This window comes from Leuconostoc inhae (assembly GCF_019656015.1).
In the GTDB taxonomy this organism is placed as follows: domain Bacteria; phylum Bacillota; class Bacilli; order Lactobacillales; family Lactobacillaceae; genus Leuconostoc; species Leuconostoc inhae_A.
Window position 1 is genome coordinate 56,291 of record NZ_BPKW01000001.1, and the last position, 20,632, is coordinate 76,922.

Below are 20,632 nucleotides of genomic sequence, written 5' to 3' on the forward strand. Positions count from 1 at the left end.
ATGATGGCGTTAGCAAAACGTATTGTGCCAGCACTTGATGTTAAAAACGGTCGTGTTGTTAAAGGAATTAACTTTCTTAATTTGCAAGATATTGGTGATCCAGTTGATACGGCAATTGCTTATCAAAATGCCGGTGCAGATGAACTTGTCTTTTTAGATATTTCTGCAACTCTAGAAGGCCGAAAGACAATGGTAGAAATGATTGAACGTGTCTCATCTGCTGTATTTATTCCTTTAACAGCTGGTGGTGGGGTGACCGATTTAGCAAGTATACGCGCTATTATTCAAGCTGGTGCTGATAAAGTGTTTTTGAACTCAGCAGCTGTTGCCAATCCTGATATTATTCGGCAAGGAGCCGAAGTTTTTGGTTCTCAGGCCATTGTTGGCGCGATTGATTCTAAATGGGATGACAAGTTGAAAATGAATCGCGTTTATGTTTCTGGTGGCACGAAAGCCACCAATCTAGAAACCATTAGTTGGGCAAAAAAAATGGTGCAGTACGGGGCTGGTGAATTATTAGTAACCAGCATGAATACAGATGGTACGCAAAATGGTTATGATGTTGCCTTGTATCAAGCACTGACTCAAGCCGTTAATGTGCCAGTTGTTGCCAGTGGTGGTGCTGGTAAAAAATCTGATTTTGTTAACGTGTTTAAATCTGGGCATGTGGATGCTGCGTTAGCGGCCTCCGTATTTCATTATGGCAAGATAGCGATACCGGATTTAAAAGAAAGTTTATATCATGAAGGGTTGGTTATACGGTTATGACAGTTGAGCAAATACCTAATTTTAATAAACCTTATCAAAATAATCTTGTGCCAGCTATTATAAGCGATGTCACAACTGGCGTTGTTTTGATGTTGGGATATATGAATGAAGCCAGTTATGCATTGACCAAATCAACAGGTGAAACGTGGTTTTGGTCACGAGAACGCGCTGAATTATGGCACAAGGGAGCAACTAGCGGGCATACACAACAGGTTGTTTCTATGACTTTGGATTGTGACTTGGACACACTACTTATTCAAGTCATACCAAATGGCGTCGCTTGTCATACAGGCGCATACACCTGCTTTTTTAATCCGGTGACTGATGATAATTTTAAAATTAATAATTGAATATGATTAAAGGAGAGGTACCTATGACGCAACAATCAATTGAATCACTTTATGAACAAGCATTAAATCGCAAAAATACACCGGAAGAAAGCTCATATACAAACTACCTTTACACTAGAGGATTAGATAAAATTCTAAAAAAAATTGGTGAAGAGTCAACAGAGGTAATTATTGGTGCAAAAAACACGAATGATGAACTAATTTATGAAACTGCTGATTTATTGTTTCATTTAATGGTATTATTAGTTGAAAAGGGTGTCTCACTAGATGACATCAAAGATGAACTGGGTTCTCGCCAAGGTCATGAATCACGTTTGCATGAACGCAAAGATTGGAGAATTTGAATAATGAAAGAATCAATTAAGAACATGAAAGCCTATCAGGCGGAGTTACCTGCTGAAGTGGTCAAGGCTAAATATGGGTTATCACATTTAGCACGTTTGTCAGCCAATGAATCTGTTTACGGGCCTTCACCGAAAGTGTCTCAGGCAATTAAAACAACGGCTGATGATATTTTGGGGTACTATCCAGATGGTCAAGCAACAGTATTGCGTGAAGCCGTTGCAAAACATGATCAAGTAGCACCTGATAATTTAGTATTTGGTGTTGGTGCTGATGAATTAATTCAATTGTTGACACGGACAGTGTTAACACCAGGAGCAAATATCATTATCCCTGATCCCACATTTGGTGAATATGCGATGCATGCTCAAATTGAACAAGCTGATACTAAAAAAATACCAGTAACATTAGCAACTGGTCAAGTTGATTTTGATGCTATGCTGGCAGCAGTGGATGAAAATACTGAAATGGTATGGCTTGCTAACCCTAATAATCCAACGGGTGTGTTTGAAAAAAGAACAGCTATTTTAGGTTTCTTGGAAAAGTTACCAAAGACAGTAATATTGGTTGTTGATGAAGCATATTATGATTTTGTTGACGAGCCAGATGCAACTGTTGCTAAAGATGTCAAAAATTATACGAATCTTGTTGTTTTGCGCACTTTATCTAAAGCCTACGGTTTAGCCAATTTACGCGTTGGTTATGGCATTATGCAAGAACCTTTGTATGGTGTGATGCAGGCAGTGCGGTTGCCATATAACCTAAATACTTATCAAATTATTGGTGGTACGGCAGCGATTAAAGATCAAGATTATTTGAATCAGGTGGTTACGAAAACACAAGTTGAAAGAAAGCTATTTCAAACGTTTTTACGTGATAATAACTTAACTTTTTATGACTCTCAAACTAATTTTATCTGGATTAAAGTTGGTGATACGAAAAAAGTTGGCGAATATTTATTATCTCAGGGTTATCAAGTTAACGATCATTTAAATTCAGAATGGATTCGAATTGCTTTGGGAACAGCAGAAGATAACGCAGGCATGCGAGAAGCCATTTTAACGGTTATAAAGTAGTTCATTTAAGGACAATGTTGTCCTTTTTATTTTGATTATGATGTCATATGAGCAGGTTAATCGGATAATAATCACATTTTGATTATTTTGCGCTATCTAACTACTTTGTAATATGGTAAAATGAATAAGTAAAAGACGTTTTCATTTATAATGTTCGTTTTTTGCTAAAAAATAAAATGTATACTCACAGAGGGACACTCACGGATAGGCGCAAACAAGCCACTGTTGATTTTTTTGAATCACAGGACTTTCTCCGATAAACCTATCCCGTCTGAAAGCAGCTGAGATGTACTAGGAGAAAAATATGTCTGGTGTAATTGTTGTTGGTTCGCAATGGGGCGATGAAGGAAAAGGAAAAATAGTTGACTTTTTTGCGGAAAATGCAGATGCAGTTGTCCGATATCAAGGTGGTAATAATGCAGGACATACAATCTGGCATGGTGATACTAAGTTTGAATTGTCAGCCTTGCCATCTGGTATTTTGACTAAAGGGCAATTGGCCATTTTAGGTAATGGTGTTGTCGTTAATCCTGAAGCATTACTTGCAGAAATCGATAAAGTTGAATCCAAGGGTATTTCAATTGAAAACTTGCGTATTTCTAATCGTGCACATGTGATTATGCCATACCATATTGCACTGGATAAAGCAGCTGAATCAGCATCGAATAATCGTATTGGAACGACTAAAAAAGGTATCGGTCCAGCATACACAGATAAAATTTCTCGTGTGGGCATTCGTGTAGCTGATTTAATTGATCCAGAAGTTTTTTCAAAGCTACTAAAAGAATATTTACCATTTAAAAACGATCAGTTAACAAAATTGTACGGTGAAGAAGCACTAAGTTATGACGATATTTACAATACTTATGTTGAATATGGTCGGTTATTAGCGCCTTATGTGACTGATACGTCATATTTGTTAGGGCAACTAATGGCTGAAAAAAAGCGTGTTGTATTTGAAGGCGCACAAGGCATCATGTTGGATGTTGATCATGGTACTTATCCCTATGTCACCAGTTCAAATCCAACGGCTGGTGGTGTGATGAACGGTGCTGGTGTCGGCCCTAAACAAATCCAAGATGTTGTCGGTGTGATTAAGGCTTATACATCACGTGTTGGTGAAGGACCATTTCCAACAGAGTTGCATGATGATATTGCGGCACATATTCGTGAAGTTGGACACGAATACGGTGTTGTGACTAAACGTCCACGGCGTATTGGGTGGCTAGATGCGGTGGCATTGCGCCATGCGGTTCAGGTCTCTGGTTTGACTAAATTAGCCATTAATTCGTTAGACGTGTTGTCTGGCTTGAAAGAATTGAAAATTGCCACATCATACACGTATAAGGGAGAAGAAATTCATCATTTTCCGGCATCAGATACTTGGTTTGATGGGCTAGATGTTAATTGTGAAACATTACCTGGCTGGGATGAAGATATCACCGAAGTACAATCTTTTGATGCTTTACCAATTAATGCTCAAAACTATCTAAAACGAATCTCAGAATTGTTAGAAGTCGAATTATTGAGTTTTGCTGTGGGTCCAAAACCGGAAGAAACACATCTTTTGAGCGCAGTTTGGCAATAATTTGTCAATATAGAGGGTAGCATAGAGGCATGGAAATACAAACTGCTGATTTACTTTTTGTACCAAATCAACATCATGATATGGATGAAGCGATTGCTGCATCAACTGGTAATTATGTTCATGTGGCTATTGCCCTGGATAGTGAGCACGTGATTCATGCAAGCCCTCGTTATGGCGTTGTGAAGCAAACGCTTGCTGTATTTTTAGACGAATCTCATCAGGTAGATGTTTATCGACCAAAAATTCAAAATAGCGCGGGCATTATCGAACGTGCCCTAGAATTTGAACATCGACCTTATAATTTTTCATTTTATAAAGATGATTCAGGAATCTATTGTTCTCAATTAGTGACGATTGCATTTAAGCATGTTATTAACTTTGATGAGGAACCCATGCAGTTTGGGGATGATGAACGCCAAATATCAAAATTTTGGTCTGATTATTATTTAAAATTAGGGGTTGACGTACCATTAAATCAGCTGGGAACAAATCCTAACAAATTGGCAACGTCAGATCAGTTGCAATTAATTGGTACAATTTAAAAGATAATAATTTTATTTATAAAAAACGTATGACACGCCATGAATTTCATGCAATGTCATACGTTTTTTTAGTACATATTTACGATGATAAAAGTAACAAATAAAAATGATTAATTGGTGCGTTGCAAAGTCAATAACCGTTCACGTAAGTCATCATCATAAGCCGTTAAATATAGACCATACTTACCGCGTTTAATTAACACATTCAAGACGTTAGCAATAAATTCTTGATATTGTGCTGATGTGAATTGTAGGTCTTGGCGTTTTTTGAAAATTTCTTTGTGCGAGTATTTTTCTGGGATAATTGTGAGGCTGTCGGTGTTGGCATCATAACCAAATGATGGACCAATAATCATGCCAACATAATTTAAATCAAAGCCCTGCAACGTATAAATTGTGCCAACCTGTGTGATAGATGATTCTCTCTTAGCCCAGTGTGTGCGTTGTGGGTCCCATTCATCCCAAGGCAAAGAGAACGAGTCCATTTCAACATTATGACGACCGGCAATGCGAGGAAATCCTGAAGTGGCCACAACACGGCTTAAACCAAATTCTTTATTTTTAGCTTTTATTTGCTCATAAAGCGCACCAGCAGTTGAAAATACCTTCAGTTCAAATTGACTGTTATCAGGAAATGGCACAATCGGTTTTTGAGCAGTGAAATTATCTATCCAATCAATTTGTGCATCGCTAGCAACCATGCGATATTGAAAGTTCATATTGAATTGACGATAGGGATGATTGCCAATGGTATCTAATAGTAATTTTTGAGACCAATACATTTTAGATTGAAAAACTTGATTGAAATCATAAACAACGACAACAATTTTAGCTAAATGCATTAAATCAGTGAGTTGGTTATTTCCGCGATAATGCGCATAAGGTTCAGATTTTGAGTAGAGTAAGTGTGCTTCGTCAACAAAAATAACATCATAGTGATGGTTATTTTTTTGTGCATCGTTAATGAGTGCAGTTGGTCGACGAATATCACGTGGATTGATGCCAGAAAAATCTTTTGCCATATCTTGGTAAGCTTTATAAAGTTCTGGATGATTAACCACTAAGGCTGTTTTATAGCGTTTATTTGTCATGTACTGTTGGACAAGATGCATTAATACAACAGATTTACCAGTACCAGCAGCACCTTGAATGATAGCAACGGCATGTTGCTTTTCTGCGATGCTGTCATTAATATAGGTATTCATGTCACCAATGACACGTTGCTGATCATCAGATAATTTGTTGATTAAGAATTGTTCCTTTAAAACTTCGTTCATTAGTAGATCACCTCATTAATAGTTATTATACTATAATGCCATACGTTTGTTGGTTAAATTAAAAAAAGCAGTTACCCAAGATTATCATGGGTAACTGCTACATAAAAAATATGTTATTTATATTTTTTTATGATTTTAAGCTTTAATGTATTCCTTTTGAGAAATAATAATATTGTCTGTATCAACGTCTATATCTGCATATAAATCAGTTACTTCAGGGTGTGATAGATAATAGTCAGCTAAGTTGTCTGCAATTTTATCTTGCAAAACACGGCGTAGTGGTCGTGCTCCAAGAGCGGGGTTATACCCAAGTGCTACCAATTTTAACTTTGCCGCGTCACTAACACTCACATGTAAATTATTATCAGCTAAATTGGTGTTCATATCTGTTAACATGAGATCAACAATTGTTAAAAGATCTGTCTTTGATAATTGTTCGAATTCAATAATATCGTCAAAACGATTTAAGAATTCTGGTCGGAAGTAGTTTTCTAAACGTTGTAATAATTTGTTTTGCGCGTCTAGTTGATTAAATCCCATTGGCACGTTACCAGTATCGGTTGAACCAGCATTGGAAGTCATAATGATAACAGTATCTTTGAAGCTGACAACATGACCTTGAGCATCAGTCAGCCGACCGTCGTCTAAAATTTGTAAGAACATATTCATCACATCAGGATGAGCTTTTTCAACTTCATCAATCAAAACGAGTGAATAGGGATGACGTCGTACTTGCTCAGTGAGTTGACCAGCTTCTTCATAGCCAACATAACCAGCTGGGGCACCAATCAATTTAGAAACAGCGTGTTTCTCCATGTATTCAGACATGTCGAAACGAATTAGGGCTTCTTTACTACCAAACATTTCTTGCGCTAATTGCTTAGCTAATTCAGTTTTACCAACACCAGTTGGACCAACGAATAAGAATGAGCCGATTGGCCGACCAGATTTCGTGAGACCAATGCGATTACGACGAATGGCTTTAGCAACTGTTTGAACTGCAAGGTCTTGTCCAATAACATGTTGAGCCAATTGACTGTCTAGCTCTTGTAATTGATTAGCTTCATTATCTTTCAAATCGCCAACTGGTATATCTGTTTTATCTTCAATGATTTGAAGAATATCTTTTTCAGTAACAGTTTGTGGTTTGAACATTTCTGGGTGTGCTTCAATTTGCGCTTTTTGAGACTCAAGTTGGTTAGTTTGGTCACGCCAGTGGCTAGCTGTTTCAAAATCTTCTTTGTCAATGGCACTTTGTTTGAGTTGATCGGCGGTATCTATTTTTGCTTGAATGGCTTTTGGATCAGCAATTGTCATGGTCAAATTTTTACGAGATCCAGCTTCATCAATTAAATCAATTGCTTTATCTGGTAAAAATCTTTCAGGCACATAGCGGTCTGATAATTCGACCGCAGCAACTATAGCATCATCTGTAAAAGCAACATGATGATATGCTTCATAACGTTGTTGAATACCTTGTAATATTTTGATTGTTGCTTCTTTTGATGGTTCTGAAATTTGGACGGGTTGGAAACGACGTGCGATTGCCCCATCCTTTTCTATTTTACGGTATTCATTCAAAGTTGTAGCACCAATGAGTTGAAATTCACCACGGGCTAGGGCAGGCTTTAAGATATTACCGGCATCCATGCCACCTTCGGCATTACCGGCGCCCATAATTTCGTGAACTTCATCAATGAACAAAATAACATCATCATTGTCAGCTACTTCTTTCATTAATTGTCGCATACGTGCTTCAAATTGTCCGCGCATAGCAGTACCTTGTACCATAGCAGACATGGCTAAACGAATGACGTCTTTAGAACGTAGCTTCTCGGGTACTTTGTTTGCAACAATTGCTTGTGCTAAACCTTCAACTACCGCTGTTTTACCGACACCAGGTTCACCGATGAGAACAGGGTTATTTTTAGTACGACGGTTGAGTATTTCAATTGTACGAGCGACTTCTAAATCGCGGCCAATTACTGGGTCAAGTTTACCGTCACGTGCTTGTTGTGTGAGATTAATACCATATTCTTCCAGTAAAGTTGGTCTTTTTTTAGTTTTATCTTTTTTGTTCTGTTGTTGTTGGTTCATATTAACTTGATTGTCAGGTTGTGCAGATTGCATTTGTTCATTCATTGCACGCATCATTTCGTCAAAATTAATGTTACCAAATCCAAAAGGGTCTTGTGATGCCATAATATTAAGCTGTGCGAGATATTGCACTAAATAAACAGGTTGTTTTTCAGTGATCTCACACGTTTCCTTTCTATAATCTGACCCTAGTATAACACCTCAACATTAAATTGCAATTAAAATTAGCACTCTTTTGTTTTGAGTGCTAAAAGAAAATATTGTATACTATATTGTGAGGTAACTAAATGGATTATGAACAATTATTAATCGACTTACGTGATGGCAACATCGATGAAATTGCCATTACACCAGCAACATTTCCGGAATTTCAAAAAATATGGCGAGACTTTCCATCTCAAAACCGTATTCGTGGTGTTGCGGGAAAGCAAGGTAACGTTAAATATGTTCGTGCAAATTAGTCGGCATAGAAACGCTTTTTTATGCTACAATATTATAAGTTAAGCATAAAATAAGGTGTGTGCATTTTTTGATAATAGAAAGCACAAAAGGGGCAGCATAGTGGCATTTTCATTTGGACAACGAAACGTCGGTATCGATCTTGGTACGGCCAACACATATGTATATATTGAAGGACGTGGTATTGTTTTGCGTGAACCATCTGTTGTTGCGCGGAACACACAAACAAACGAAGTCGTTGCTGTGGGCTCAGAAGCAAAAGATATGCTTGGTCGAACACCAGCTAGTATTGCGGCTATTCGACCTATGCGTGATGGCGTTATTGCAGATTATGACACGACAGTAGCTATGATTCGTTATTATTTACAAAAAGCATTAGGCGGTCGTATTGGTAAGCCATATGTTACAATTGGTGTGCCTTCAGGCGTGACAGCTGTTGAACGACGCGCTGTTATTGATGCTGCCCGTGTTGCTGGTGCACGCGATGCGTATGTTATTGAAGAACCATTTGCTGCAGCTGTTGGTGCTGGATTACCTGTTATGGATCCAACGGGTTCTATGGTTGTGGATATGGGTGGTGGTACAACAGATGTTGCTACTATTTCCTTGGGCGGCATTGTTTCGAGTCGTTCAATTCGAATAGCTGGTGATAAGTTGGATGAAGCAATTGCTAACTTTGTACGTAATAAATATAATGTGACAATTGGGGAACCAACGGCCGAACGCTTAAAAATTGAAATTGGGGCAGCTTCATTAGAATTGGCAAGAACATTACCCAATGCATCAGTACGTGGTCGAGATTTGTTGACTGGTTTACCAAAAACAATTGATGTAACAGCTGAAGATGTGGCGACATCTATCCAAGAGCCAGTCCAAGAAATTGTTGTTGCAATTCGTGAAACTTTGGAATCAACACAACCTGAATTGGCTGCAGATGTTATTGACCATGGCATGGTCTTAACCGGTGGTGGGGCAATGTTACGTGATATGGATAAAATAATTCAAGAAGCAACAAAGGTGCCGGTTTTAATTGCTAATGAACCGCTTGATGCTGTGGCGATTGGTACAGGTGAGGCGTTGAAGTCTATTGATGTGATGCGACAAAGTTAAATAGCAAATTAGATAAATTGAACACCAGCGTAGCGCTTGCGCTACGCTTTTATTTTTGAAACAAGGGGACACAAAATGCGTAAAATATTTTCGTCGCGCGCCGTTGTAACAATTATTATTTCACTCATTGTGATTGTGGGGCTGATAGCAGGATCTAATTGGTGGGCAAAACGAACCAATACACCACCTTTTTTTCAGCGATTTGGTAATGATTTAGCTGGTGGGGTGAGTCGTATTATTTCAGTGCCAACTACAGCTATTGGTCGTTCAGCTAATAGTATTGCTAATTTGTTAGATACGTTTGAAGAAAATCGCGAACTGAAATCAAAAATTGATGAATTCGCACAAGACAAGGTCAGACTACAAACAGTTGAAGAGGAAAATAAGGCACTTAAAGACCAACTTAAACTCAAAGCAACTTTGACAGACTATAAAACAGTATCTGCGGTTACTATTAGTCGATCACCGACAACCTGGCAGTCTCAGTTGGTTATTAACAAAGGGTTAAAATCAGGTCTTAAAAAAGGTATGCCAGTATTGTCTGGTGCTGGCATTATAGGGCGCGTAAGTGAGGTCAATACGACTAATTCGAAGGTCGCGCTAATATCTGATACAAGCGAAGATGCTAATCGATTTGCGATTACAATAAAGGGTGGTAATGGTGACGTTAATGGTATTGTGACGAACTTTAATCGAGAAAAAAATCAACTAATAATGAGTCAAGTCACATCAGAAAACAAAATTAAAGCTGGTGATTTAGTTGAAACATCAGGATTAGGTGGCGTGATTCCTGCTGGACTTTATGTTGGCAAAGTGTCAAGTGTCACTCGAGATGACTATGGCTTATCTAAGCGTATCAATATTGAACCAGCAGCTGATTTAGGTAACATTACAACAGTAGTTGTTGCAGTATCACAGATTGGAGCGCAATAATGGCATTTTGGCAGTTGACACGATTGCGAGTAGTATATCCGGTATTTTTATTTTTTTTGCTATTTGTTGACGGTTCAGTAATGGCTGGTATGGGTGGTATGTTGACTGCCTTTCCATGGCATATTTTGCCAGCACTCACATTAGTTTGGCTGTTTTATGCTGTTCAATTTGAGGTAGATAACGACATGCCTTTTTGGCTATATGTCATCCTTATTGGTATATTATTTGATATGTATTACACAGGAATTTTCGGTACGTATACACTGGCCTTTATTTCAGCAGTGGCTGTGATGAAACAGTTACACAAAATATTAGATGAACGTTTACTAAGTGGCATCTCAATATTTCTGGTTGGATTAATTGTTTATCTGATTGTTACCTATGTTTCTGGATTTATCATTGGCATTGCAAATGTTAGTTTAGTTACCTTTTTGGCATTTGAAGTGTTACCAACAGCTATTTTAAATATTGTGTTAGTCACCATTTGTTACTACCCCACATGGTCATTATTTCAGTTTTTAAAATAAATATTGACAAAAATAATAAAAAGACTATAATAAGAAATATATTAAAAAACGTTGAGCAGAAGAGTAGTTTAACATTTTCTTCAGAGAGTTTGCGGGTAGTGTGAGCAAATGATTATGTTAAATGAAACACATTTGCGAGTGTGTGATTGAATGAAGTAGATCACGTCGGAATTGCCCGTTACCGCATACAGTCTTTTGACTTATTAAGGCATAATCAGTGATGATTATGTAATAAGAGGTGGCACCGCGTAAAAACGCCCTCTGAATGCTATTGTATTCAGAGGGCGTTTTTGTGTTAACTATAAAAGACTGACAGAGTAGTTTTGTGTGAACAAAATTAAAATCTGAGGTGGTATCACGCTGACGCGTCCTCTTGCAAACTATTTTGCAAGAGCTTTTTTTAATTAAAAGCAACGTTATTAATAATGACGTCTAAAAAGGAGCAATTGATGAACTATTTTCTAGAATTATTACCGAGTTTATTGTCAGGATTAAAGATGACATTGGGGGTATTCTTTTTCACAATTATTGGGTCTGTCCCATTAGGTATTATTGTATCTCTTGGTATGAAATCGGAATACTTTACGATTCGTTGGCTAATTAATGGCTATATTTGGGTTATGCGAGGGACACCATTATTGCTGCAATTAATTTTTGTCTATTACGGATTAGGCATGATGGGCATTTCTTTTCCAAGATTCGAAGCAGCTGTTATTGCTTTCATTATTAATTACGCAGCTTATCTTGCTGAAATTTTTCGTGGTGGGTTGCAATCTGTCCCTCGCGGTCAATATGACGCAGCTAAGGTATTAGGTTTTACAAAAATACAAACATTTTTTAAGATTGTACTACCACAAGTAATCAAAATAGTTGTGCCGTCGTTTGGTAATGAAGTCATTAATCTTGTTAAAGATACATCATTGGTTTATGTTATTGGATTAGGCGATATCTTGCGTGCAGGTAATATCGCAGCTAGTCGCGATGTGACTTTAATTCCTTATTTGCTCGTAGGTCTAATCTACCTTATCATGACGGCTATTGTGACAGTATTATTGCGACGTACCGAAAAACGTTTAAACATTTGGAGATAAGCAATGTTAGAAATTAAAAAATTAACTAAAACATATAACAATAATACGATTTTTAAAGACTTGGATTTAACGGTTTCTGATGGGGAAGTGCTTAGCATTGTTGGACCTTCTGGCATAGGAAAGACAACGTTGATTAAAATATTAGCGGGTTTAGAAACTGCAGATGCTGGTAAAGTCACTTTAAATAGTGAACAGTTACCAGTTGATGGCACACGTACAGATGCTAAAGTTGGTTTGATTTTTCAAGATTTTAATCTTTTCCCAAACTATACTGTGTTAGATAATATTATGTTAGCGCCCGTTAATGTCAATAAAATTGATAAAACAACAGCCAAAGATCAAGCTCGCGGTATTCTTGACACATTAGGTATGTTAAACAAAGCGGAATTGTATCCGTTTCAATTATCAGGTGGTCAAAAGCAACGTGCAGCAATTGCTCGTGCATTAGCAATGAATCCGCAAATTTTAGCGTATGATGAACCAACAAGTGGACTAGATGAAGCATCAACTAAACAAGTTGCTGAAATTGTCAAAACGCTAAAAAAACGCGGTGTGACACAACTTATTATTACACACGATCAATTTTTTGCGGAAATAGTATCCGATCGTGTCTTTGATTTTTCAAAGGAGGTAGCACGCTAATGGTGACTATGAAGAAGAAAATAATTGTAAATTCAATTATTGGTGTGTTATTTGTTGCTATCGTTGCTTGGCTTGTCGTTGGATTAAGTGCAGGGGCCAAAGATAATTCACAAGCTAATCAAGAAACATCCAAAACGGATGAGTGGCAACGTATTAAACAAGACAAACAGATTACAATCGGTTTGGATGATACTTTTGTGCCTATGGGATTTCGAGACAAAAATGGTAAAATTATTGGTTTTGATGTTGATTTGGCCAATGCTGTTTTTAAAACGATGGGTATCACGGTTAAGTGGCAGCCAATTGATTGGTCAATGAAAGAAACTGAATTAAACACTGGCAATATTGATGCCATTTGGAATGGCTATACTAAAACAGCTGCACGTGAGAAGCAAGTTGCTTTTTCTAACTCATATCATCATGCAACACAAGTTTTAGTTACGCTGAAGAAAAATAATATTACTTCTTTTTCTGATATGCAAAACAAAGTTCTTGGTGATCAAACTGCTTCTAGTGGCGATGAAAGTTTTAATCAACACCCAAAGGTACTTAAGCAGTATGTTAAAGATCAAAAGGTTATTGGTTACGATACTTTTGATAAAGCCTTTAATGATTTGAACGCTGGTCGAATTGATGGTCTTCTAATTGATGAAGATTACGCCCGCTATTACGTTGCACATCAAACTAACCCTAAAAACTATACAGTTACAGTTGGCGGCTTTTCGGTTGACGAAACAGCGGTAGGTTTTCGTAAATCAGATAAGCAATTACGACAAGCTGTTAATCAGACGCTAGCTAAATTTAAAAAAGATGGTCGTATGCAACGAATTGAAGATAAATGGTTCTCAAATTAAAATAGTTAATTTGCTAGTAACCCTAATAAGTAATTCATGAATCATAAAAAGTACAAATTTGTTAGTCATAATAACAAGTTTTGTGCTTTTTATTTAGGTTATTTGTCATACAATTGTAAAAAATGGTAAACTAGTATTATTACAAACTGAAAGAGGGACGGCATGCTAAGGGATTCATTGTGGATAATTATTGTAACGCTCCTAGTTATTAACACTTTTGGTGCGATTGTTACTGTGTTTAGTCAAAAAAGAGACATTGCTACTATTTGGGCATGGTTACTTGTATTATTGACATTACCTGTTGTCGGTTTTTTTATATTTTTTTTGGTTGGCAGTCGGATTTCAAATAAAAAGATTTTTCGTTTAAGAACACAGGATATCAGTGGATTAGAGCAAATAGCAGATAATCAACGACAACAACTTGAAAAAATTGAAGATTTGTTACCAATCCCTGATTCTGCCTCTGAATTAGTACGGTTATTTCTAACATCTGATGATGCTGTGTTAACACGTGGCAATGAAATTCAAATTTTTACGAATGGTTTTGATAAATTTAATGCCTTGTTTGAAGATATTAAGCAGGCAAAGCATCATATTCATTTAGAATATTTTACAATTTATGACGATAAAATTGGCAATCAATTAATTGATTTATTGACCAAAAAAGCGCAAGAAGGTGTTGAAGTCAGAGTTATTTTTGATCAGTTTGGTTCTCATGGGCAACACCGAAAAATGTATAAGCGATTACGTGATGCTGGTGGTATAGTGGCACCATTTTTAATGCGCCGCTTCCAACTATTAACGCTACGTTTTAATTTTAGAAATCATCGTAAAATCGCTATTATTGACGGTACTATAGGCTATATTGGTGGCTTCAATGTTGGGGATCAATATCTTGGTTATTTTAAAAAGTTTGGGCATTGGCGAGATACACATATTCGTATTCATGGTGATGCAGTCTTATCTATGCAAAGTCGATTCTTGATGGATTGGAATGCCACAGCTGAGCCTCAGGAAGTGCTTTCCAAAACGATTGATTATTTTCCGGAAATCGTTCAATTACCAGGTCTGGCTATGGTTCAAATCGTATCAAGTGGGCCAGATAATGATATGAAACAGATTAAGCAAGGATTTATGCGAATGTTTGCTTCAGCGCGAACAGAAATAACAATTCAAACACCCTATTTTATTCCAGATGCTGCCATTTTAGAAACGTTTGAAATAGCCATTATGTCAGGTGTTCGTGTACGTTTGATGATTCCAAATCGCCCTGACCATCCAATCGTTTACCGAGCAACGCAATATTATGCCAAAGAACTGATTGACTTAGGTGCAGAAGTGTATCGGTATGATGGTGGTTTTTTGCATAGCAAGGTCGTCAGTATTGATCATGAAATCGGGACAGTGGGATCGGCTAATGTGGATATTAGGTCATTTGTCTTAAACTTTGAAACAAACGCTTTTATCTACGATCCAGAATTTGCAGCTCATTTAGAGAACTTGTTTGAGCAAGACATTGAACATGCAACACAATTAACAATTGAGGATTTTGAGAAACAGTCATTTTGGTTAACTTTTCTTCAGAAATTTAGCCGACTATTTTCGCCAATATTATAAAAAACTATGAAAAAAATTCAACTTAAAAGCGGTGTGAACCTAGTAGTTCTGCCCACAACACAATTTAAAACTCTTCATATTGCTGTCGACTTTGCGGCACCATTATTAGAAATTGATAAGGTCTCAGCACGGTCACTATTGACTTATTTAACGGCTGTTAGTTCAAATAAATATTCCAGCCAACAAATGGTTGCTCAAAAAACAATTGACTTATATGGCGCACAGTATCAAACAGATGTCATGCGTTTTGGGCAGACACATCATGTGCGTTACACACTGCAAATGCCGGCACCAACCTATATTGATGCAGAAAATAGTTTATTACATGATGCATTTGATTTTTTGCGCGACATGATCTTTAATCCGTTTGTCATAAACGGCCATTTTGACTTGCCAATTTTTACAAAAGAAAAGCAAAGTTTAATAAATGAATTAGATAGTTTAACAGATGATAAACAACGTTATGCTATGTCAAAATTACGTGAAATAACTTATGATTTGCCTGCAATGACAATATCATCATCAGGTCGTACCAGTGATGTTGAGGCACTGACTTCAGAGAGCGTTTACCAGGTTTATCAGAATATGATAAACAATGATACAATCAATATCATTGTTTATGGGGATGTTGATGAAGACCGAGTGCTATCGGAATTAGCCGCTTGGCCACTTGTAGCGCGACAAGAACAGTCGTTGACGCCATTTTATCGGCAAGAGACACTGCCGGTAATAAACGAATTAACGGATGTACAGGCAGATATTAACCAAGCAATTATGACAATTAGCTACCGATTAGCAATTGCACCGGAAGATCCAAGACGCTTTGTAGCCTTGGTTATGAATGCACTGTTTGGCGGTTCGCCATTGTCTAAATTATTTACAGTTATTCGTGAAAAAGAGTCGTTAGCATATAGTATTTATTCACGGTGGCAAAATGATACAGGGTTTATTACTGTTGCGGCTGGCTTAGATGCTGATAAAGTGTCACAAACGGATGCCATGATTCAAGCACAAATCACAGCCATTCAAGTAGGTGATTTCTCTGAAGAAACGTTGTCAGCTATTAAAGCTAGCTTGATAAATGATTATTTAAGCCAACAAGATTCACCAGCCAGTGAAATAGGGCTTGTATTCTCAAGATTATTAACAAATCGGGAAACAACAGTTACTGCTTGGGTTGCTGCGGTTAACGCTGTTACACCAGCTGATGTTGCAAAAATGGCAAATGAAGTCGTTATACAAAGTCGGTTTACTTTGATGCCTGAGGTACTATTATGATTGAAAAAAAATATAAACGACTAAAAGAAAAAGTCATAACGGCAACATTAGCTAATGGGTTAAAAGTTGTGATGATTCCAAAAAAATCATATCATAAAACTTTTGCGGTCATTACAACACCATTTGGCGCGTTAGATCAACGTTTTCAAATTAACGATGATAAGCCTATCGATATTCCAGCTGGGACAGCTCATTTTTTGGAACATAAATTATTTGAAAAAGAAAACAGTGATGCGTTTACACGGTTTGGTGAGCTAGGGGCTGATGCTAATGCCTTTACAAATGCTTATCAGACAAGTTACCTGTTTTCAACAACCCAAAATTTGAATTCGGCAATGAGACATTTATTAGATTTCGTACAAACACCATACTTTAGTGACAAAACAATTGCTAAAGAGCAAGGGATTATCGGGCAAGAGATTCAAATGTATGATGATGATCCAAATTGGGCTGTCTATATGGGACTTATGCATCTCATGTATCCTAATGACGCGTTGTCAGAAGATATTGCTGGAACGAAAGAATCAATTTTGAAAATCACCCCGGCATTACTATACGCTATTCATCGTGCCTTTTATCAAGCAAATCAATTAACATTACAAATTGTTGGCAATTTTGACCCTGAAAAAATTCTAGCAGTTGTTAAGGATAATCAAGCAACAAAAACAATTGAAACGGTTAACGTGAAAAAGTTTCAAGCACCAATAGATTTACCTAAAACAATACAGGAAACTAAAAAATTTGATGTATCGCGTCCTAAAATTGGCTTTGGTATGCGACTAAAGCCAAATGCCAGGTCAGGAAAAGAAGCGACTAAATTTGTGCTAGCTGCTGATGTTTTATCCGATATTTTGTTTGGAGAACAGACAGATTGGTATCAAAACCTGTATAATGAAGGTATCATTGATACTGAATTTGAAACGTCATTTGATCTCTTACGAAACTATCAATTTGTTACTTTTTTTGCAGAAACGACTGAATATGAAGCATTAACAGCTGCAATTAAGAATCAATTAGCTGAGTATCGCAAAGTGCTTGATGGTAAGGAAGCAGTTTTTGAATCTTTACGTCGCGCAACATTAGGAGAAGGTATACAGCGTTTGAATTCGTTAGAAAGCATTGCCTTACGTGGCGATGATGTACTTTTCGGTACCAATTTATTTGATAAAATTATGTTATTACAAGATTTAACATATGATGATATACTAGACACCGCTGAAGAGCTATATAAAAATGTACAACTACAACGGTTTGTTCTGCAGAAATGACATTGGAAAAATTATGAGCGAAATTTTAACAAATCAAATAGGTGAGCAGTTAAAGGCTGCTCGCCTCAAAAAAAATTTATCACTAGATGATGTGCAAGCTTCGACTAAAATTCAAGAAAGATATCTTGAGGCTATTGAAAACAATAATCTCGGTATTTTACCAGGTGACTTTTATGTCCGTGCATTTATTCGTCAATATGCACTTGCTGTTGACTTAAATCCTGAAGATTTATTAGGCGAGGCGGGCCCAGCTTCAATCTCTCGAAGTAAGGACTTAAATCGCGCACACCGTGATAATGATGGGGTTGTCCGTGCGGGCATTGACACAACGCGTTCAGCTAAGTCACAAATTTCAAGTATGCTGCCAACGATTTGGATAGGTATTATAGTTATTTTGGTGCTGGGTAGCATGTGGTTCGTCTTGACACATTTAACTACTGATAACCAACAATCAAATGACAGTAGTAATGTATCGGTTTCAACGTCGACGATACCTGCCAGTGCTAGCTCATCTGCAACAAATGAGTCATCATCATCTTCAAGCAAAAAGCCAACCAAAAAGACTTCTGAGACTAAAGCAAAGCTTGGCACACCAGAGCAAAATACTGCACAACAGACAACAATTTATAATTTATCAAAACAGAATACAAAATCACATACAATCAAAATTACTGCGCAAAATACAGGAACAAACGTTCAAGTTACAGCAGATAACAATGTGATATTAAACGAAATGATAACAGCTGATAAAACAATTTCTGTTCCCAAGGGAACAAATGTTGTCAATGTACAATTTACCAATGTCGCAAACGCAGTCATGACATTTGATAGTCAAAGAATCAATGTCATTAGTACAGCAACACCTTTTTGGAATGTGCTGATGAACTTAAATAATTAAGAGGAAACTATGAATCTACCAAATAAATTAACAGTCTTTCGTATTATTTTAATTCCTATTTTTATTTTAATATTAACGATTCCTTACGATTGGACCACTATTACGGTTATGACTGTCGCGTTACCTGTTAACTGGTTAGTGGCTGCAATTGTTTTTGCAGTAGCCTCTGTAACAGATTTTTTGGATGGTAAAATTGCACGCAGTCGGCATTTAGTCACTAATTTTGGTAAATTTGCTGATCCGTTGGCTGATAAGCTATTGGTGATTACAGCATTGATATTTTTAACAAGCTTTCATGTTGTTCCTGCATGGATGACTGCAGTGATAGTTATTCGAGAACTAGCTATTACAGGTTTAAGAACATTGATAGTTGAGAATAATGGTCAAGTTTTGGCTGCTCAAATGCCGGGAAAAATAAAAACATTTTCACAAATGTTTGCTATTTTTTTCCTATATATTAAAAATGTGCCATTCGTATATTTTGGTTTCCCAGTTGGGAATATATTGTTATGGATAGCAGTTATATTTACAATATACTCAGGCATTGATTATTTCTGGCAAAATCGTTATGTATTTTCAGATGGTATGTAAAAGCGCAATGAGCGCTTTTTTCGTATCATAAAGACAGAAGCGAACGCTATCGAACAATTGTTCGTTTAATACTTGCTTTTGGCTAAAAAAGCAGGTAAACTAATGAAGAAAGATAAAAGGAGTTAGCGAAAGATATGGTCACAAAAAAAACGACTAAAAAAGATGATAAAGAAAATCAAGCAAAGGGTCGCAAAACAGCACTAGATGAAGCACTGAAGAAAATCGAAAAAAATTTTGGCAAGGGTTCGGTTATGCTTTTGGGTGAAAACACGTTGACACAGATTGAAACTTATCCATCAGGATCAGTGAAGTTAGATGTTGCGCTTGGTGTTGGTGGTTATCCAAAGGGTCGAATTATTGAAGTGTATGGTCCAGAGTCATCTGGAAAAACAACCATTGCATTGCACGCAGTTGCTGAAGTGCAAAAAGCAGGTGGTACGGCGGCTTATATTGACGCGGAAAATGCATTGGATGTTAAATATGCTGAAGCGTTAGGTGTTAAAAAAGATGAGTTGTTATTGTCACAGCCTGATACAGGCGAACAAGGCCTAGAAATTGCTGATGCGTTGGTACAATCAGGTGCAGTTGATATTATCGTTGTCGATTCAGTTGCAGCATTGGTTCCACGTGCAGAAATTGAAGGTGAAATGGGTGATTCACACGTCGGGTTGCAAGCACGCTTGATGAGTCAAGCATTACGTAAGTTAGCAGGAACTTTAAATCGAACTGGGACAATTGCTATTTTCATTAATCAGATTCGAGAAAAAATTGGTGTGATGTTTGGTAATCCTGAAACAACACCAGGAGGTCGTGCGTTAAAGTTTTATTCAACAATTCGTTTAGAAGTACGACGTTCAACTCAAATTAAAGATGGCACTGATGTCACTGGAAACTTAACCAAAGTAAAAGTTGTTAAGAATAAAGTAGCCCCACCATTTAAGGTCGCTGAAGTAGATATTATGTATGGTAAAGGTATTTCTCAAACAGGGGAAATTCTTGATCTTGGTGCTGAGAAAGAAATTATTCGAAAAGCAGGAGCATTTTACTATTATAATGATATTAAAGTGGGCCAAGGTCGTGAAAAAGCGAAAGAATTTTTGGATTCTCCAGAAAATGCAGAAATGCGTCAGGAAATTTATGTTAAAGTACGTGATGCATTTGGCATAGGCGATGGTGAAACAGCTGTTAATGAGTCTAATAATGATGACAGCTCAACGGATAATGAGCCCGAAACATTGAATTTGGCTGCAGACGATGATTTAACGGATGAACCAATTGTATAAATAATGTAAAGAATAAATAGAAACGCTAGGGCGTTTCTATT

21 protein-coding genes and 1 other annotated feature are annotated in these 20,632 nt (G+C 37.1%); of the genes, 19 read left to right on the forward strand and 2 right to left on the reverse strand.

Annotated elements, in window-relative coordinates:
- Nucleotides 1-3 precede the first annotated feature (3 nt).
- The 6 genes from hisF (at nucleotide 4) to K5Q14_RS00300 (ending at nucleotide 4,666) form a co-directional block, all read left to right on the forward strand.
- Nucleotides 4-768 carry an imidazole glycerol phosphate synthase subunit HisF gene (hisF, locus tag K5Q14_RS00275; protein ID WP_220734140.1) on the forward strand — a complete coding sequence of 255 codons (765 nt, stop codon included), beginning with the start codon at nucleotides 4-6 and terminating at the stop codon, nucleotides 766-768.
- Nucleotides 765-1,118, forward strand: a complete 354-nt coding sequence (gene hisI / locus K5Q14_RS00280) for a phosphoribosyl-AMP cyclohydrolase (protein ID WP_220733837.1) — start codon at nucleotides 765-767, stop codon at nucleotides 1,116-1,118. The genes hisF and hisI overlap by 4 nt, the downstream gene beginning before the upstream one ends.
- A gap of 23 nt (nucleotides 1,119-1,141) precedes the next feature.
- Nucleotides 1,142-1,462, forward strand: coding sequence for a phosphoribosyl-ATP diphosphatase (hisE, locus tag K5Q14_RS00285; protein ID WP_220733838.1), 321 nt, complete (start codon nucleotides 1,142-1,144; stop codon nucleotides 1,460-1,462).
- Between the two features lie 3 nt (nucleotides 1,463-1,465).
- Nucleotides 1,466-2,536, forward strand: a complete 1,071-nt coding sequence (hisC, locus tag K5Q14_RS00290) for a histidinol-phosphate transaminase (RefSeq protein ID WP_220733839.1) — start codon at nucleotides 1,466-1,468, stop codon at nucleotides 2,534-2,536.
- Nucleotides 2,537-2,840: 304 nt separating this feature from the next.
- Nucleotides 2,841-4,124 carry an adenylosuccinate synthase gene (locus K5Q14_RS00295; RefSeq protein ID WP_220733840.1) on the forward strand — a complete coding sequence of 428 codons (1,284 nt, stop codon included), beginning with the start codon at nucleotides 2,841-2,843 and terminating at the stop codon, nucleotides 4,122-4,124.
- Between the two features lie 29 nt (nucleotides 4,125-4,153).
- A complete protein-coding gene (locus K5Q14_RS00300) occupies nucleotides 4,154-4,666 on the forward strand; it encodes a YiiX/YebB-like N1pC/P60 family cysteine hydrolase (RefSeq protein WP_220733841.1) in 513 nt (170 codons plus the stop codon).
- Nucleotides 4,667-4,776: 110 nt separating this feature from the next.
- On the opposite strand, the gene K5Q14_RS00305 is transcribed toward K5Q14_RS00300, so the two are convergent.
- Both K5Q14_RS00305 and K5Q14_RS00310 read right to left on the reverse strand, forming a co-directional pair.
- Nucleotides 4,777-5,943: a DUF2075 domain-containing protein gene (locus K5Q14_RS00305; RefSeq protein ID WP_220733842.1), complete on the reverse strand. Its 1,167-nt coding sequence runs from the start codon at nucleotides 5,941-5,943 to the stop codon at nucleotides 4,777-4,779.
- A 135-nt stretch (nucleotides 5,944-6,078) separates the two neighbouring features.
- Nucleotides 6,079-8,145: an ATP-dependent Clp protease ATP-binding subunit gene (locus K5Q14_RS00310; RefSeq protein WP_220733843.1), complete on the reverse strand. Its 2,067-nt coding sequence runs from the start codon at nucleotides 8,143-8,145 to the stop codon at nucleotides 6,079-6,081.
- A gap of 182 nt (nucleotides 8,146-8,327) precedes the next feature.
- On the opposite strand from K5Q14_RS00310, the gene ykzS reads away from it, so the two are divergent.
- The 13 genes from ykzS to recA all read left to right on the forward strand — a co-directional run bounded on the left by ykzS (nucleotide 8,328) and on the right by recA (nucleotide 20,591).
- Nucleotides 8,328-8,501 (forward strand): protein YkzS, encoded by a 174-nt coding sequence (gene ykzS / locus K5Q14_RS00315; RefSeq protein WP_220733844.1) that lies wholly within the window; start codon nucleotides 8,328-8,330, stop codon nucleotides 8,499-8,501.
- Nucleotides 8,502-8,601: 100 nt separating this feature from the next.
- Nucleotides 8,602-9,609, forward strand: coding sequence for a rod shape-determining protein (locus K5Q14_RS00320; RefSeq protein ID WP_010016948.1), 1,008 nt, complete (start codon nucleotides 8,602-8,604; stop codon nucleotides 9,607-9,609).
- Between the two features lie 75 nt (nucleotides 9,610-9,684).
- On the forward strand, nucleotides 9,685-10,542 hold the full coding sequence (gene mreC / locus K5Q14_RS00325) for a rod shape-determining protein MreC (RefSeq protein ID WP_220733845.1): 858 nt from the start codon (nucleotides 9,685-9,687) through the stop codon (nucleotides 10,540-10,542).
- Nucleotides 10,542-11,069 carry a rod shape-determining protein MreD gene (gene mreD / locus K5Q14_RS00330; protein WP_220733846.1) on the forward strand — a complete coding sequence of 176 codons (528 nt, stop codon included), beginning with the start codon at nucleotides 10,542-10,544 and terminating at the stop codon, nucleotides 11,067-11,069. Before mreC ends, mreD begins: the two co-directional genes overlap by 1 nt.
- A gap of 42 nt (nucleotides 11,070-11,111) precedes the next feature.
- Nucleotides 11,112-11,334 (forward strand) — a binding site (T-box leader).
- Between the two features lie 184 nt (nucleotides 11,335-11,518).
- A complete protein-coding gene (locus tag K5Q14_RS00335; RefSeq protein ID WP_220733847.1) occupies nucleotides 11,519-12,160 on the forward strand; it encodes an amino acid ABC transporter permease in 642 nt (213 codons plus the stop codon).
- A gap of 3 nt (nucleotides 12,161-12,163) precedes the next feature.
- Nucleotides 12,164-12,802, forward strand: coding sequence for an amino acid ABC transporter ATP-binding protein (locus tag K5Q14_RS00340; protein ID WP_220733848.1), 639 nt, complete (start codon nucleotides 12,164-12,166; stop codon nucleotides 12,800-12,802).
- Nucleotides 12,802-13,656, forward strand: a complete 855-nt coding sequence (locus K5Q14_RS00345; RefSeq protein WP_220733849.1) for an amino acid ABC transporter substrate-binding protein — start codon at nucleotides 12,802-12,804, stop codon at nucleotides 13,654-13,656. Before K5Q14_RS00340 ends, K5Q14_RS00345 begins: the two co-directional genes overlap by 1 nt.
- A gap of 162 nt (nucleotides 13,657-13,818) precedes the next feature.
- The gene (gene cls / locus K5Q14_RS00350; protein ID WP_220733850.1) at nucleotides 13,819-15,273 is read left to right on the forward strand and encodes a cardiolipin synthase; all 1,455 of its coding nucleotides are present in this window, start codon (nucleotides 13,819-13,821) and stop codon (nucleotides 15,271-15,273) included.
- A gap of 6 nt (nucleotides 15,274-15,279) precedes the next feature.
- Nucleotides 15,280-16,551: an EF-P 5-aminopentanol modification-associated protein YfmF gene (gene yfmF / locus K5Q14_RS00355; protein WP_220733851.1), complete on the forward strand. Its 1,272-nt coding sequence runs from the start codon at nucleotides 15,280-15,282 to the stop codon at nucleotides 16,549-16,551.
- Complete coding sequence (gene yfmH / locus K5Q14_RS00360; protein ID WP_220733852.1) at nucleotides 16,548-17,819, forward strand: EF-P 5-aminopentanol modification-associated protein YfmH; 1,272 nt, start codon at nucleotides 16,548-16,550, stop codon at nucleotides 17,817-17,819. Before yfmF ends, yfmH begins: the two co-directional genes overlap by 4 nt.
- A 13-nt stretch (nucleotides 17,820-17,832) precedes the next feature.
- Nucleotides 17,833-18,717, forward strand: coding sequence for a helix-turn-helix domain-containing protein (locus K5Q14_RS00365; protein ID WP_220733853.1), 885 nt, complete (start codon nucleotides 17,833-17,835; stop codon nucleotides 18,715-18,717).
- A 9-nt stretch (nucleotides 18,718-18,726) separates the two neighbouring features.
- Entirely contained in the window at nucleotides 18,727-19,308 is a 582-nt protein-coding gene (gene pgsA / locus K5Q14_RS00370) for a CDP-diacylglycerol--glycerol-3-phosphate 3-phosphatidyltransferase (protein ID WP_220733854.1), read from the forward strand.
- A 134-nt stretch (nucleotides 19,309-19,442) separates the two neighbouring features.
- Nucleotides 19,443-20,591, forward strand: coding sequence for a recombinase RecA (gene recA, locus K5Q14_RS00375; RefSeq protein WP_220733855.1), 1,149 nt, complete (start codon nucleotides 19,443-19,445; stop codon nucleotides 20,589-20,591).
- Nucleotides 20,592-20,632 lie beyond the last annotated feature (41 nt).

Excerpts from the sequence above, each read along its gene's own strand:
- K5Q14_RS00340 (WP_220733848.1), top strand. The coding sequence starts at position 12,164 with ATGTTAGAAATTAAAAAATTAACTAAAACATATAACAATAATACGATT.
- K5Q14_RS00295 (WP_220733840.1), top strand. The coding sequence starts at position 2,841 with ATGTCTGGTGTAATTGTTGTTGGTTCGCAATGGGGCGATGAAGGAAAA.
- K5Q14_RS00365 (WP_220733853.1), top strand. The coding sequence starts at position 17,833 with ATGAGCGAAATTTTAACAAATCAAATAGGTGAGCAGTTAAAGGCTGCT.
- cls (WP_220733850.1), top strand. The coding sequence starts at position 13,819 with ATGCTAAGGGATTCATTGTGGATAATTATTGTAACGCTCCTAGTTATT.
- hisI (WP_220733837.1), top strand. The coding sequence starts at position 765 with ATGACAGTTGAGCAAATACCTAATTTTAATAAACCTTATCAAAATAAT.
- recA (WP_220733855.1), top strand. The coding sequence starts at position 19,443 with ATGGTCACAAAAAAAACGACTAAAAAAGATGATAAAGAAAATCAAGCA.
- mreC (WP_220733845.1), top strand. The coding sequence starts at position 9,685 with ATGCGTAAAATATTTTCGTCGCGCGCCGTTGTAACAATTATTATTTCA.
- pgsA (WP_220733854.1), top strand. The coding sequence starts at position 18,727 with ATGAATCTACCAAATAAATTAACAGTCTTTCGTATTATTTTAATTCCT.
- hisC (WP_220733839.1), top strand. The coding sequence starts at position 1,466 with ATGAAAGAATCAATTAAGAACATGAAAGCCTATCAGGCGGAGTTACCT.
- ykzS (WP_220733844.1), top strand. The coding sequence starts at position 8,328 with ATGGATTATGAACAATTATTAATCGACTTACGTGATGGCAACATCGAT.
- hisF (WP_220734140.1), top strand. The coding sequence starts at position 4 with ATGGCGTTAGCAAAACGTATTGTGCCAGCACTTGATGTTAAAAACGGT.
- K5Q14_RS00345 (WP_220733849.1), top strand. The coding sequence starts at position 12,802 with ATGGTGACTATGAAGAAGAAAATAATTGTAAATTCAATTATTGGTGTG.
- mreD (WP_220733846.1), top strand. The coding sequence starts at position 10,542 with ATGGCATTTTGGCAGTTGACACGATTGCGAGTAGTATATCCGGTATTT.
- hisE (WP_220733838.1), top strand. The coding sequence starts at position 1,142 with ATGACGCAACAATCAATTGAATCACTTTATGAACAAGCATTAAATCGC.
- yfmH (WP_220733852.1), top strand. The coding sequence starts at position 16,548 with ATGATTGAAAAAAAATATAAACGACTAAAAGAAAAAGTCATAACGGCA.
- yfmF (WP_220733851.1), top strand. The coding sequence starts at position 15,280 with ATGAAAAAAATTCAACTTAAAAGCGGTGTGAACCTAGTAGTTCTGCCC.
- K5Q14_RS00310 (WP_220733843.1), bottom strand. The coding sequence starts at position 8,145 with ATGGCATCACAAGACCCTTTTGGATTTGGTAACATTAATTTTGACGAA.
- K5Q14_RS00335 (WP_220733847.1), top strand. The coding sequence starts at position 11,519 with ATGAACTATTTTCTAGAATTATTACCGAGTTTATTGTCAGGATTAAAG.
- K5Q14_RS00300 (WP_220733841.1), top strand. The coding sequence starts at position 4,154 with ATGGAAATACAAACTGCTGATTTACTTTTTGTACCAAATCAACATCAT.
- K5Q14_RS00305 (WP_220733842.1), bottom strand. The coding sequence starts at position 5,943 with ATGAACGAAGTTTTAAAGGAACAATTCTTAATCAACAAATTATCTGAT.